The following is a 13307-nucleotide window of genomic DNA, read 5'->3' on the forward strand; positions in this document are numbered from 1 at the left end:
TCATGAAAGAATTAACGACCAACATGTCATTATTAATTGTAGGCGCCTGCATCTTATCAGGAGCGATTATTCTTTCCAACGCCCTCACACAGAGCTCCCAGGAGTCTGGGGAACAGGTTATAGTCCGCGATCAGCATAAGGATCCTCAGCTGATGAGTTATTTAGAACTTCAGGATTACCTGGGCCTCAGTGACGAGCAGATAGAAAAGGTTCTTCCAAAGAAAGAGGGGGATGTTGTGAAGAGTCAGATCCCTTATGTGAAAATCGGCTACGAATATTATTTCCCTGTCAAAGCTGTCGACAAATGGCTGGCCGAAACCGAAGCCGCCACTTTTCGCTGATTGAGGTTGAAGTGTTTCATTAGGAAACAAAATGGAGCGGAGGAAATCGATGAGAATACATAAAGAGCTGCCCGAAATGATCCACGATAAAAGTAAGGACATCAACTTTTCCGGAGTCGTCTATGTAAAAGACAGGGAACAGGTACTTTTGAAAAAGGCTTATGGTTACGCAGACAGAGCGGAGAAAAGGCTGAATACATACAACACCCGTTTCGGAACAGCCTCCGGATGCAAGCTGTTCACCGCTGTGGCCGTCTGCCAGCTTGTAGAAAAAGGACAAATGGAGTTTAATACGCGTCTGGCTGACTGTCTGTCCATGGAATTCCCGCAATTTGATAAGAGTACAACGATTCATCATCTGCTGACGCATACGTCCGGCCTGCCTGATTATTTTGATGAAGAAGTGATGGAGGATTATGAGGATTTGTGGAAGGATGTGCCTGTCTATAAAATCGAAACGCTCAAGGATTTTCTGCCCCTTTTTCAAAAGAAACCGATGAACGGCAGGCCTGGGGAGCGGTTCCACTACAACAATGCGGCCTATATTCTACTTGGGTTAATCATTGAGGAACAAACAGGACGGACGTATAGGGAATATATTCAGTCGGAGATTTTTGAGCGCTGCGGGATGTATGACTCCGGGTATTTTTCTCTCGATCAGCTCCCGGTCAATACAGCCTTTGGCTATATTGATGAAAAGGAAAAGGGCACATGGCGGACGAATGTTTATTCCATTCCAAAGCAAGGAGGATCCGATGGCGGGGCGTTTTTATCTGCTCCGGATATGGCGAAGTTCTGGGAAGCGTTATTCCGATATGAACTGCTGAGCGAAGAGATGACCAGCAGACTTCTGCAGCCCCATGTGCAAGTGAATGAGGCGATTCATTACGGGTACGGGATTTGGATGAACCAAAAAGACGAGCATATATACAAATACCACGTCATGGGCTATGATCCCGGTGTCAGCTTCCGCTCCTCTTATTATCCGGATGCAGGCCTCATCACAGTGGTTCCTTCCAATCAGGAATCCGGACCGTTCGAAGTCACGAATGTCATCGAGGATTTCCTGCTGGGATGGAATAGCGGAAAGTAAAACCATGCTATAATACAGTTACAGATCCTGTGAAAAAGGAAGGTGTCGTGGAATGACCAAACATAAAATCTACAGCATGAGTTTCGCAAGCGTTTATCCTCATTACATCACGAAAGCTGAGAAAAAAGGACGCACCAAGGAGGAAGTGGATGAAATCATCCGCTGGCATACCGGACTGTCTCAGGCACAGCTGGAGGAGCACTTGGAAGAAAAGACGGATTTTGAAACTTTTTTTGAGGAAGCGCCTGAGCTTCATCCGTCACGTAAGCTGATCAAAGGGGTCGTCTGCGGTGTCCGGGTGGAAGATATCGAAGAACCCATCATGCAGGAAATCCGCTACCTGGATAAGATGGTGGATGAATTGGCTAAGGGCAAGGCCATGGAAAAAATACTGCGAGGGTAGCATGGAAAGAGACACATGGTTCTGACTAAAGGACCCATGTGTCTTTTTTGACGGGAATCATGTCTGAAAAATCACGGCGGTGATCCTCCATAGATGGAAGGTCACCCCTCGTTAATAAAAGGGGATGAATGTGTCATGAATTTTGACTATTACTGCCAGACGAAAATTGTGATGGGACCCGGCCGCGTGAGGGAAGTGCCGGACCTTCTTAGTGAAGTGGCGGTCGATGGAGCGGTCGTCATGGTCGTGAGTGATCGAGGTGTGAAAGAGGCTGGGATCGTGGAACCTGTGATAAATTCGCTTAAAAATGCGAGGTACGAGGTCGTTGAATTTAATCAAGTTTCCCAAAACCCACGCGATACTGAATGCCTGATGGGAGCAGAAGTGTTTCAAAAAGAAAAGGCTTCTGTTGTCATCGCGATTGGCGGAGGGAGTCCGATTGATACGGCAAAAGCAATTGCACTCCTTGGTCCGAATGGCGGACGTCCCGAGGAATATGTGGAAGGAAAGAGAGCTTATGTGAATGCGGCACCAATCCTCTGTGTCCCAACGACGGCCGGCACGGGCTCAGAAGTTACCCGCTCTTCGGTCATTACACTCGCGGACTCGCACCGGAAAATTACACTGAAGCATTCGATGCTCCGGCCGGTAACAGCTGTGCTTGATCCGGAACTGACGTTGTCGGTACCAAAGGCCGTAACGGCAGCAACAGGGGTGGATGCACTTGTCCACGCCATCGAAGGATACTCGTGTAAGGGGACGAATCCTGTGTCACAGGCGATGGGAGCAAGAGCGATGGAGGTCATCGTTCAGCATCTTCCTCAAGTGTTTGAGGACGGGGAAGATCTCGAGGCGCGAGCAAAAATGCAGGAGGGAAGCCTGCTTGCCGGTTTATGCTTTGGATCTGCCGATGTGGCGGCCGTCCACTGTTTGGCGGAAGCGCTCGGCAGTTTATATGATACTCCGCACGGCGTAGCGAATGCCATTTTCCTTCCTCATGTCATGGAATTCAACGCGCAGGAAAACGTGCCGCTGCACGCGGAAATGGCCCGGTTTATGAAAATGGCAGAAGATAACGATCCGGATGAGGAGGCAGTAGAGAAATTCGTCCGTCAAATCTATGCGTTCACAAAACAGCTGAACATTCCTCTCTTGAGTGAAATACCTTCTGTTCAGGAAGAGGATTTCGAGCGGATGGCTGAACTTGCTGAACGCAACAACTCGACACCGAGCAATGTCCGGTCGATTACGAAAGAAGATTATCTGCAGATTTTAAACGCAGCTTATAAGTCTCCTATTCTTTGAGAAACACATCTTAGAAGGATAGAATAGAAGAGAAGGGAGTTGTTACCATGAATGAAGAACAGGTATTTCAACAAATTGCACTCGTTAGAAAAGCGACATTGAAAATGCTGGATGGAATTACGGAGGAACAGGCAGACCTCCAGCCGAAAGGATTTGCGAACAATATCCGGTGGAATCTTGGTCATATTGTTGCTGCTCAAAATGGGATGGTGGCTAAGTTTGCCGGTACACCGGTCGAAACACCTCCGCGCTTTTTCCAATTATTCGCTCCAGGAACGAAGCCGGCGGATTGGGAAGGTAACGTCCCCAGCCTTGATGAATTGAAAAAACACCTGGAAGAGCAGCCGGCACTCCTGCAGGAAGCTCTCACGGGCAAACTTGATGACGAAGCAGCAGAAGAGTTTCTATCCATGAAAACCGTTGGTGAAATTCTGAATTTCACGCTGTATCACGAAGGGGTACATACGGGAACAATAAAAGCGATCAAAGCACAGACCGATCAAAAGTAAAAGCAGACCGGCCGGATTTCCGGCCGTTTTTTTGTATCATTATAGGGCTAGGATATCGGTTTTTTTCCGAGTATATCAATTATTTTTCGGATATATCGACTAAATCTGCCATATATCGATCTTTTTCTGAATATATCAGTCAAATCTGCGATATATCGATAAATCCCTTCATCCACCATAAAGAATTACACGAAATCAGGTTAGCGGCGACCGTTCAAGGGAAGGAATTAGAAGAATTCCAATACTCTAGAACAGAATGGTGTGCCGCTTATGGGTTTCTTCTACTATATAAAGAAATATTTTAACATGTCCAAACGTCAGCGCAGGAGTGAGCTGAAATCGACTCTGTGGTTTATGCCTTTTTGGTATATTCTCGGGGCCGTCGGCTTGTCCGCTTTCACTTTTTACCTCGACTACATCGTGGATGTCAGTTTATATCTGCCACCGGCAATCGGCTTCAGCGGGCAGACGCTGCAGGTGCTGCTGAGTGCACTCGTCGGAGGCGTCCTTACACTGAGCGCCTTTACAATCAACTCTCTGCTTGTTGCTTTAACAACGTTCAGTGGACAGTTTTCATCAAAAATGCTTGTCAATTTCGTGAGTGACCGGGCGACCCAGCACGTGCTCGGTATTTTTAACGGAAGCTTCATTTATGTGCTGCTGAACTTCCTGTATGTGACGCATGAGGAAGAGGAGTATATTGCCGCAACTCCGGTCCTGTCGATCCTGACTGCGATTATAGCTGCCGTCACCTTTATCTATTTCATCAACCACACGACAACGTGGATGCAGGTGCACAACATCAGTTACAATATGAACACTAAATCTCAATCGGTCCAGACAGCTTTGGAAAAGGAACTGGCTCCTTTTCACCTTGATAAAGACGTCGATCCTGATTCGCTCCCGCCTGAAGAGGATAGGAAAGTCATAACCTCCCCTCAGTCCGGTTATCTGCAGGTTGCGGATTTTGCAAGGCTCGTTAAGCAGGCTTCCAGAGATGAAGGGATCCTCCGGTTCGATGTCCGGATTGGTGAGTTTGTGGTGGAGGGGACACCGGTGCTCAGCTACTGGGAAGCCGGTTCCCAGGTCGATCCGGAACGTTACTTCAAGTCAATCGAGATCGGTGTGAAACAAACGGAAATTCAGGACCTGGAGTATGGTTTAATCAAACTTGCAGAAGTCGCCATCAAAGCGCTCGGTCATAACGACCCGCTTACGGTGACGAATACTATCCACCAGATTACAGATCTTCTGAAGCGGATCGGTCAGTCGACCAATTTTTCCCCTTATCTCTTTGATCAGGAGGGAAGCCTCAGGGTCATTTTGAACCAGAAGGACTTCCGTTACTACCTTCATAAAGGTTTCGCATCCATCAGGGAATATGCGGACCAGAATTCGACGGTCATGACGGAACTGCTGACGATGGTTTCTCTGCTCAGCAAAACGATGGATGAAGACGTTCACGAGGATCTGTGGGAGTTTGCCCGTCAGACCATCCTTGGCTTTGATAATTACAGCCTCTATGAAAATGACTGCCTGTATATCATTGAACAACTGTCCGAGCTTTCAAAGAATACAGGTCATCAGGATGATTACCTGTTTCTACTCGAATATATGCTGCAGCGTGTCAGTTCAAAAAGTGCAGCAACGGTACCTCAGCAAGCATCCGGGGAGCATGAGCAGGACCTTTCTTAACACGAAGAAGGCTTATCCATAATTGGATAAGCCTTCTTCGTGTTGCGGATCATTTTTTGTTTTGAAATACTTTGAATGTAGAGGAAATTTTGCAATAGGGAGGGGGACTGCCGGGAATCCCATGGATCCCCGGTATGTCCAGGTCATGTAGTAAGGAAATAAGTTTGCGAATGATGTTGGTCTGAACAAATTAAGTACGGACTTCTTTCCATGGGAAAGTACTTCACTGTCGTTGGTTTTAATCTCATAAAGAGCAAAAGCTGCTCGTTAGAGGTCAACGCCCCAAGGTCACAGCAGACAGGTTTGTTATGTTCGTTGTGAAAACTTATTCCAGTATACATTTCCCCCCTAAGGAATTGGAGTAATTCCATTTTAAATTCCCCCTCAGAACTTACTTTCCCGTCACTCGATTTAGTAAACATTTTTGGAATATAATTTTTTGTTGTTTTCCTATAACAATGGGCTGTTTATATGAACGATCATCTGAAGTGGCCTCCGGCGTTCTTTATATATCTTGGTGATGAAATTATCCAATCTCTTACAAGGGGGGGAAGGTGTCGTGGAGACGGTTATTTTAGCGATTTTTATAACATTCATCGTTGTCATCGGATGGGGAGCGATCATGTTGAAAGATCTGCCAGTGAAAATCTATGGCCATTGGATGTATGTGGCCATTGGAGTATTAAGTGGACTTCTTTTGATTTTAATCGCTCTCAATTTTTAGTATATTTATCTCATTGATGAGGAAAACAATACCAATTTGTATTACAATGAAACCATTACATCTACATATAGGAGATCTATGAACCTTCTACAAAAATGGAGGGAAGGCTATCAATGAATTTTTCAATTTTTTTGGACTGATTGTGTTGTCTATCACTGCTGCTCTTTTTCTCATTGACTTGTTTACTGGGGGATGTCGTCATGCTTTATAACTTTATTGTTGGTTGTTGCTACTAATTTGAAAAAAGAAACTGGCTGGAACTGATTATTATGGGGGAATCGGACCGGTATTCGGAAACATCCTCATCCACCAACCGGCCTGAGTGATGGGCCTTTTAATGGAACAGAAAAAATAAATTAACTGAAAAGCGGAAGGCAGGGTACTATGACAAAAGCCATTATTTTTGATATGGACGGAACACTATTTCAAACCAATCAGATCCTGGAAGCCTCTCTTGAAGATACTTTCCAGGAGTTGAGAAAAATCAACAAATGGGAGGGAGCAGCTCCGCTGGCTGAATATCAGCGAATTATGGGCGTGCCTCTTCCGAAAGTGTGGGAGACTCTGCTGCCTGAGTTCACTACCTATGAAAGAAACGAAGTGGACGCGCTCTTTTTAGACAGACTCATCAGCAATATTCAGTATGGGAGAGGATCCTTGTATCCAGGGGTGGAAGAGACGATGGAAGAGCTGAACAGTCAGGGTTTTTCGATGTACATAGCCAGTAATGGTCTGAAAAGGTACCTGAAGACCATTGTAGAATATTACCACCTCGATCGATGGGTATCGCAGACATACAGCATAGAACAGATCGATTCCCTTGATAAATCCAGACTCGTTCAGGAAATTATCCAAAAGCATGCCATCCAGGAAGGGGCAGTCGTCGGTGACAGACTATCTGATATCCGGGCGGCCAAGGAAAACGGTCTTACAGCTGTGGGGTGCCGCTTTGATTTCGCGCGGGAGGAAGAACTGGCACAGGCGGATGAGGTCATCGAAGATCTGCGTGATTTAAAGCAGGTCATACCTTTACTGGAGGGTACACCCTATTCATAACAATTTGTAAGAGTAAAGGCTGTACATACATGTGTAGTACAGCCTTTTGATTTCGGAGAGGGGCCCGGGTGCAATGGGCGGTCGGGATGGTATTGATCAGCGATACGAATGCTGTTGCCATGGTTGTCTTTATCCTGGGGGCATCTGCTGGAGCTGAAATTCAAAGGCAGGAGAAAAGACCGTTCGCAGTGAACGGTCTTCAGTCTTAAGAAAAACGTGCCCATCTGCGTGATGATGGGCACGTTTTCTTTATTGACGGGTATCTGCTGAACGTAAGTCCTCTTGACCTCCGCAGACCTCTTACATAAGTCGGGGTTTACAGCCCTACAGAAATATATTTTGTCTCTAAATATTCCTCAATACCGTGGTGGCCGCCTTCCCGGCCGAGACCGCTCTGCTTAAAGCCGCCGAACGGGGCTTGTGGAGTCGAAGGCAGGCCGTCGTTAAGTCCGACGATGCCGTATTCCATCTGCTCACTGATTCGAATGCCTGTGCTCAAGTTTTCTGTGAACACATAGGCAGCCAGGCCATAAATGGAATCATTAGCACGGCGGACGGCTTCTTCTTCGGTCTTGAACGTTGTGATCGGTACGACGGGGCCAAAGGTTTCTTCATTCATGCAGAGCATGGAATCATCTACATTCGTAAGGACAACCGGCTCATGGAAAAGGCCGTCCAAACGGGAACCGTGATACGCCGCAATGGCTCCTTTTTCAACTGCGTTGCTGACATGCTTTTCTATCTTCTCGACCGCTGAGTCATCAATCAGAGGACCTAGATCGATTCCTTCTTCGAGACCGCTTCCGACTTTGAGTTTCTTCACTTCATTCGTCAGTTTTTCTGTGAAGCTGTCAACGATGCTTTCGTGGACATATACTCTATTTGAGCAGACACACGTCTGACCGGCATTGCGGAATTTGGAAGCCAATACGCCCGCAACGGCTTTTTCAAGATCCGCGTCGTCCATGACGATCACGGGGGCATGGCCGCCGAGCTCAAGGGAAATTTTCTTCACTGTGTCGGCAGATCCTTTCATTAACAAACGTCCTACTTCTGTTGATCCTGTAAACGTTAATTTTCTAACGCGGGCATCGGCGAGCCAGGATTCACCAATAGCTTCTGCGTCTCCGGTCACTACGTTGATCACCCCGTCAGGGATGCCGGCTTTCCCGGCGAGAGCTGCGACTTTGAGAGCGGTGAGCGGCGTCTGTTCCGCTGGTTTAATGACAACCGTACAGCCTGCGGCAAGTGCAGGTGCTACTTTTCGCGTAATCATCGCCGCCGGAAAGTTCCAAGGTGTAATGACAGCGGTGACGCCAACCGGCTGTTTAGAAACGAAAAGACGCTTGTTCTGCTGTGTAGCAGGAATCTGTTCGCCGTAAACCCGCTTTGCTTCCTCAGCATACCAGGAAATAAAACCGTTGGCGTAATTCATTTCTCCACGTGCTTCCTTCAATGGCTTGCCTTGTTCCAATGTCATCGTCCGGGCGAGGTCTTCCTTATTTTCTTCGATCAGCTCAAACCATTTTCTCAGACGATCACTGCGTTCCCATGCGGATAATCCGGCCCATGCAGAAAAGGCATGACTGGCGGCATCAACCGCCTGCCGGGCTTCTTTTCCCCCTGCATAAGGCACGGTGGCAATAACCGATGCATCCGCTGGATTGGTGACTTCCAGAACAGGCAGCTCTCCGCCGGTATTTTTTCCATCGATGATCAAGTGAAAATGTTCCATGATATTCCTCCTCTATGGTTATGAAATCCTTTTATCCTCTTTCATATCTTTCGTGAAAATTTCATCATTCTCCCCTTTGAAGAATCGCTTTCCGTAAATGAGGAGCGTCAGAAGAACGCCGACAGCAAACGCCCAGGTTGCCCCTTTTGTAGCAAGGACAGCACCGATAATGCCGGCGATTCCTAAATCTCTATGACTGCGGGCTTCCAAAATACCAACCCTGACACTGACATAGCCCTGGATGAGCAGGGTAAGGGCAAGCGCGATACCAAGGATGGGCTGGACAAGGCTGACAATCGGCATAAGGAGAAGGCCTGTGTTGGTTCCCCAGCGGAATGATCCTGATCCACCAAACAACGAGTGCATCGCTTTTTTTCCTTCCTTAAAGCGTTCGATGACAACCACCTGCATCGCCGCCCAAAGCGGTCCGGCCATTGTTATATCAGGACCGAGGATACTCATGATGGAGTTACGCCCGCCAAAAATCAGGTGGGCACGGTTTTCGTTGTAGTCGATTTTTTCATCGCGTCGGACTTCATCAGCTTCGGAAATCAGGGCCTTGCTCTGCAGAACATCACCGAAGAGTACAATGTAGGCGGCAAGGACGGTTGGAATGGCTTGTAAAAACAGCATCAAGGAAGGGAAGCCGACACCAAAGACCGTATATTCACTCCAAAGCGTGCCGAAATCCGGGTTGATGAGTCCCCATTCGATGTTCGGCCAGGGGGCTTCACCGAACAAAGGGCCGACAATGACAGCGAGAATAATAATCGGAAAAATACCGAGTTTACCGATAAAGCCCCACATGGAGCTTGAGTTTTTCAATTGGTTGAAATGCTTGGAGAAGATAATGTAAAAGGCAATCCCGACAGCAATCGATATCGTCCATGGAAATTGTTCAAATCGTCCGCCAACTTCAAAGACGGAAATGACAGCAGCCAGTCCGGCCCCGAGAATGATTCCTGATTTAATGGCTGGAGGGACGAAGGAAACCACTTTACCCGCGAGCCCCGTAATTCCAAGCAGAATCGACAAGAGACCCAGCGTCAGCTGAAAGGCGACGAGCGCATGGACACGGTCGACCCCTTCAGGGAAGGTGGAGACGTAGGCCATAATCAACGGTATTGCCGGTGTGATCCACCCTGGAACGACAGGGTCGCCGAATAAATGGTGGGTCAAGTAAAGGACGCCGTTAAGTAAAACGACAGCTAAAGCGACTTCAAAAGGCATGCCGAGCAGTTCAATCATTAATGGAATGGCAGCAAGGTCCACAGCACACATTAACAATCCCTGGACATAATCCGGCCACTCGAATTTATAGTGGACGAAAGGAAGGCGGAGCTTGAATGGACCTAATGGAATATACGGTGATTCTTCACCGTGCGCACGATTCTTCCACACATACATCTCCTCTTTTCTTTAGGTTAATAGGCGGATTGGTATATCTTTTCGATGTCGTCTTTGGAAAGCTTTCTGGGGTTGTTGTTTAGCAGCCGTTCAATTTTACTGGCGTCCTCGGCCATTTCAGGCAGAGCCGTCTCTGGGATATCAAAGCTGCGCAGTCCTGTTGGGATGTTGACATCGCGGCAGAGACGCTCCATGGCAAGGACGGCCGTGTCGGCAGCATCATGGTCGGAGAGGTGCTCCACTTTTTCACCAAGAGCGACAGCAATATTACGGAAGCGCTCGACGCAGGCCATTTTGTTCCACTCCATGACATAAGGAAGAAGGAGGGCATTGCTGACACCGTGTGCAATATGATAGCGACCGCCAAGTGGGTAGGCGAGGGCGTGGACAGCGCCGACGCCGGCATTCCCAAAGGCCATTCCAGCCATCAGGCTTCCGACAGCCATTTGTTCTCTTGCCTGGACATGGTCAGGGTTGGCATAGGCTTTCGGCAGATTCTCAGCAATCATTTTCACAGCGTGAATCGCAAGCGCATCCGTTATCGGAGAGGCATGGACAGATATATAGGCTTCAACGGCGTGAACTAAAGCGTCGACACCACTTGCGGCTGTGACGGAGGGAGGCATGGTCAGAGTCATTTCCGGAGCCACCACCGCAACATCCGGAAGCAGGTGATCACTCACCATTCCTTTTTTTAGCTGCGCCTCCTGATCAGAAAGAATGGAAATGTTCGTCACTTCCGATCCTGTTCCAGCTGTCGTTGGAAGAGCGATAAGGGGGCAGCCTTTCTCTGGAACGAGATCTGTGCCGAGCAGCTCAGACAGCTGGCCGTTGAAAGAAGCGAAGGCGGATACACTCTTGGCAATATCAATGGCACTTCCCCCTCCGATAGCAATCAGCCCATCGTGTTTTCCATTATTGAATACATCTGCACATGCTTCAACGATACGCAGCTCGGGATCCGGCTTCACACCTGTGAATATTCCGTACGAAGGTCCGCTCAGCAGTGGAGTGATTTGATCTACGACACCTACATTTTCTAAAATTTCATCGGTAACGAGTAAAGGGTTGAACACGTTCAATCGTTCCAATTCCTGGGTCAGGGCTTTCGTTGCTCCATGACCTGTAATAAGCTTGTTGGCCATTTTAAAAGTTGAGATCGACATAAAAGACATTCTCCTTTCTCTTTACAACACTACATGCAAGTTTTGTGCCAGATTTTAAAATCCCCGGGAACCCGTAATCTGATGCCTTCACTTAGAAAGCGTTTACATTTTATGGCGTAAAACTGATTGCATTTGTAATCAAAAATGGGAGAAATGATTGCAAAAGAAATCATTTCTCCCATTTTTTCATTTTCTGTACGATCGTGGACTGACTGACTTCAAGAGCTTCCGCTGCTTTTCGGGTGGTTTTATATTTTTTCAATGCTTTGGTAATCATTTCGCGCTCAATATTTTCTACTGCAGCTTTAAGCGGGACAATATCATCCAGATCAGACATCCGCTGTTGTCCTGTAGGGAGCAGTTCTTCCGGAAGCAGGTCTCTTGTTATTTCCTTATCAGGGGCAAGAACAACAAGCTGTTCGATCAGATTTTTCAATTCACGGATGTTTCCCGGCCAGTCATAGTCATAAAGCAGCTCAAGCACATCGACATGGAGTGTCCGTTCGATTTCATAAGTGCCGGAAAATTCTTCGGCAAACAGCCGGGCTAAAGGGATGATTTCTTTTCTTCGCTCTCGGAGCGGAGGGATGTGCAAGGGAACAACATTCAGCCGGTAATACAGATCCTCTCGGAAATCTCCGGAGGCTACAAGCTTTTTCAAATCTTTATGAGAGGCGGCAATCAATCGGACATGGATATGCTTCAAGGTCGATGACCCAACCGGATAAAAGGCCTGATCCTCGATGACTTTCAACAGCTTTACCTGAAGATCGAGAGGCAGGTCGCCGATTTCGTCTAAAAACAATGTCCCGTGATCAGCCACCTCCAACAGTCCTTTTTTTCCTTTTTTCAATGCACCGGTAAAAGCCCCCGGTTCATAGCCGAACAACTCGGCTTCAATGAGACTGGAGGGCAGAGCGCCGCAGTTCAGCTCCAAAAAATTCTGATCAGCCCTGTTGGAAAGCTCGTGAATCTGCTTGGCAATCATCGTTTTGCCCACACCTGTTTCACCGTGCAGCAGAACCTTCGCATCTGTTTTAGCCGCTCGTTTGATCAGAGTCATGATGCTTTTCATCTTTTCACTCGTATAGAAAGGGGAGCTGTCTGACTTGGAATAGGCTTCCTTGGAACTTTGCCGGAGATTTTTCAATTCCTGAAGATCTTCCATGTCATGCTTCAACTGCAGCAGCTCTGTAATGTCACGGACACTATTGACGACATACAAGATCTCCTGGTTTTTAGAAAAAATCGGGGTGCCGGATACGATAATATTCCGGCCGTTGGAGATTTGCTGCATTAGGGTGACCGGGCGTTTTTCCTTAATGACTTGAAGCGAGGCGGATTTTGATATGTAATCGGCTTCAATAATTTCACTCATATGCAGGCCGATCAGCTGCTCGGACTTTAAGTCTGTAATCCGCTCATAGGAACGGTTAATCAATACTGTTATACCATCGCCATTCGTAATGAATACGCCGTCATACAAAGAATTGATAATGTCATTAAAGAAAGGACTCTGGAGAATGTCCTTGTACTGGTTAGGATCAGAGGCTGATTGGCCGTGAAGCATATCTCCAAGAGTGTGGCTCATGGATTCATTCTTCAAAATGAGCTGGACCTCTTCTTTGGATAACTTGCTTACGATTTCTCCCTGGTCATTGACGACTTCAATTTTTTCTTCGTCGCGCTCGCTCAGCCATTCCACTGCCTGATGAACAGGATCATTCAGGTGAAGCTTCATCCCCATCGCCTCCATTTGCTGTTTGTAGTTATTTTATCACAGAGAAATTCGGGCTGAGAATGAACGGATCAATGAGGATGTGACAAAAACATCCATTACTTATAGAATTTAGGTATATATCAATTAAGGAAA

Annotated in this window: 13 protein-coding genes; 9 read left to right on the forward strand and 4 right to left on the reverse strand. The window is 47.3% G+C overall.

Annotated features, from left to right (window positions below; genetic code table 11):
* Positions 1-2 precede the first annotated feature (2 nt).
* From QMA39_RS01295 to QMA39_RS01335, 9 genes are all read left to right on the forward strand, one after another.
* Positions 3-341: a hypothetical protein gene (locus QMA39_RS01295; RefSeq protein ID WP_206932119.1), complete on the forward strand. Its 339-nt coding sequence runs from the start codon at positions 3-5 to the stop codon at positions 339-341.
* Between the two features lie 49 nt (positions 342-390).
* Positions 391-1434 carry a serine hydrolase gene (locus QMA39_RS01300; protein ID WP_281657772.1) on the forward strand — a complete coding sequence of 348 codons (1044 nt, stop codon included), beginning with the start codon at positions 391-393 and terminating at the stop codon, positions 1432-1434.
* 52 nt (positions 1435-1486) lie between these two features.
* On the forward strand, positions 1487-1837 hold the full coding sequence (locus tag QMA39_RS01305) for a DUF2200 domain-containing protein (RefSeq protein ID WP_206932122.1): 351 nt from the start codon (positions 1487-1489) through the stop codon (positions 1835-1837).
* Positions 1838-1972: 135 nt separating this feature from the next.
* Positions 1973-3142: an iron-containing alcohol dehydrogenase gene (locus QMA39_RS01310; protein ID WP_281657773.1), complete on the forward strand. Its 1170-nt coding sequence runs from the start codon at positions 1973-1975 to the stop codon at positions 3140-3142.
* Between the two features lie 47 nt (positions 3143-3189).
* On the forward strand, positions 3190-3651 hold the full coding sequence (locus tag QMA39_RS01315; protein WP_027953812.1) for a DinB family protein: 462 nt from the start codon (positions 3190-3192) through the stop codon (positions 3649-3651).
* A gap of 306 nt (positions 3652-3957) precedes the next feature.
* Positions 3958-5346, forward strand: coding sequence for a DUF2254 domain-containing protein (locus tag QMA39_RS01320; RefSeq protein WP_277988069.1), 1389 nt, complete (start codon positions 3958-3960; stop codon positions 5344-5346).
* Positions 5347-5905: 559 nt separating this feature from the next.
* Positions 5906-6070, forward strand: a complete 165-nt coding sequence (locus tag QMA39_RS01325) for a hypothetical protein (RefSeq protein WP_281657774.1) — start codon at positions 5906-5908, stop codon at positions 6068-6070.
* Positions 6071-6454: 384 nt separating this feature from the next.
* Positions 6455-7126 (forward strand): HAD hydrolase-like protein, encoded by a 672-nt coding sequence (locus tag QMA39_RS01330; protein ID WP_281657775.1) that lies wholly within the window; start codon positions 6455-6457, stop codon positions 7124-7126.
* Between the two features lie 68 nt (positions 7127-7194).
* A complete protein-coding gene (locus tag QMA39_RS01335) occupies positions 7195-7335 on the forward strand; it encodes a hypothetical protein (RefSeq protein WP_281657776.1) in 141 nt (46 codons plus the stop codon).
* A 107-nt stretch (positions 7336-7442) separates the two neighbouring features.
* Here QMA39_RS01335 and QMA39_RS01340 read toward each other — a convergent pair whose 3' ends face one another.
* The 4 genes from QMA39_RS01340 to QMA39_RS01355 all read right to left on the reverse strand — a co-directional run bounded on the left by QMA39_RS01340 (position 7443) and on the right by QMA39_RS01355 (position 13175).
* Positions 7443-8861, reverse strand: coding sequence for an NAD-dependent succinate-semialdehyde dehydrogenase (locus QMA39_RS01340; protein ID WP_281657777.1), 1419 nt, complete (start codon positions 8859-8861; stop codon positions 7443-7445).
* Between the two features lie 18 nt (positions 8862-8879).
* On the reverse strand, positions 8880-10262 hold the full coding sequence (locus QMA39_RS01345) for a hypothetical protein (protein WP_281657778.1): 1383 nt from the start codon (positions 10260-10262) through the stop codon (positions 8880-8882).
* A gap of 23 nt (positions 10263-10285) precedes the next feature.
* Positions 10286-11434, reverse strand: a complete 1149-nt coding sequence (locus QMA39_RS01350) for an iron-containing alcohol dehydrogenase (protein ID WP_281657779.1) — start codon at positions 11432-11434, stop codon at positions 10286-10288.
* A 169-nt stretch (positions 11435-11603) separates the two neighbouring features.
* A complete protein-coding gene (locus tag QMA39_RS01355) occupies positions 11604-13175 on the reverse strand; it encodes a sigma 54-interacting transcriptional regulator (protein ID WP_281657780.1) in 1572 nt (523 codons plus the stop codon).
* Between the last annotated feature and the right edge of the window lie 132 nt (positions 13176-13307).

This window comes from Halobacillus sp. Cin3, assembly GCF_947311855.1.
Taxonomy (GTDB): Bacteria; Bacillota; Bacilli; order Bacillales; family Halobacillaceae; genus Halobacillus; species Halobacillus kuroshimensis.

Bases quoted from the DNA above. Each gene is read 5' to 3' on its own strand.
- QMA39_RS01295 (WP_206932119.1), top strand. From the start codon at position 3: ATGAAAGAATTAACGACCAACATGTCATTATTAATTGTAGGCGCCTGC.
- QMA39_RS01300 (WP_281657772.1), top strand. From the start codon at position 391: ATGAGAATACATAAAGAGCTGCCCGAAATGATCCACGATAAAAGTAAG.
- QMA39_RS01305 (WP_206932122.1), top strand. From the start codon at position 1,487: ATGACCAAACATAAAATCTACAGCATGAGTTTCGCAAGCGTTTATCCT.
- QMA39_RS01310 (WP_281657773.1), top strand. From the start codon at position 1,973: ATGAATTTTGACTATTACTGCCAGACGAAAATTGTGATGGGACCCGGC.
- QMA39_RS01315 (WP_027953812.1), top strand. From the start codon at position 3,190: ATGAATGAAGAACAGGTATTTCAACAAATTGCACTCGTTAGAAAAGCG.
- QMA39_RS01320 (WP_277988069.1), top strand. From the start codon at position 3,958: ATGTCCAAACGTCAGCGCAGGAGTGAGCTGAAATCGACTCTGTGGTTT.
- QMA39_RS01330 (WP_281657775.1), top strand. From the start codon at position 6,455: ATGACAAAAGCCATTATTTTTGATATGGACGGAACACTATTTCAAACC.
- QMA39_RS01340 (WP_281657777.1), bottom strand. From the start codon at position 8,861: ATGGAACATTTTCACTTGATCATCGATGGAAAAAATACCGGCGGAGAG.
- QMA39_RS01350 (WP_281657779.1), bottom strand. From the start codon at position 11,434: ATGTCGATCTCAACTTTTAAAATGGCCAACAAGCTTATTACAGGTCAT.
- QMA39_RS01355 (WP_281657780.1), bottom strand. From the start codon at position 13,175: ATGAAGCTTCACCTGAATGATCCTGTTCATCAGGCAGTGGAATGGCTG.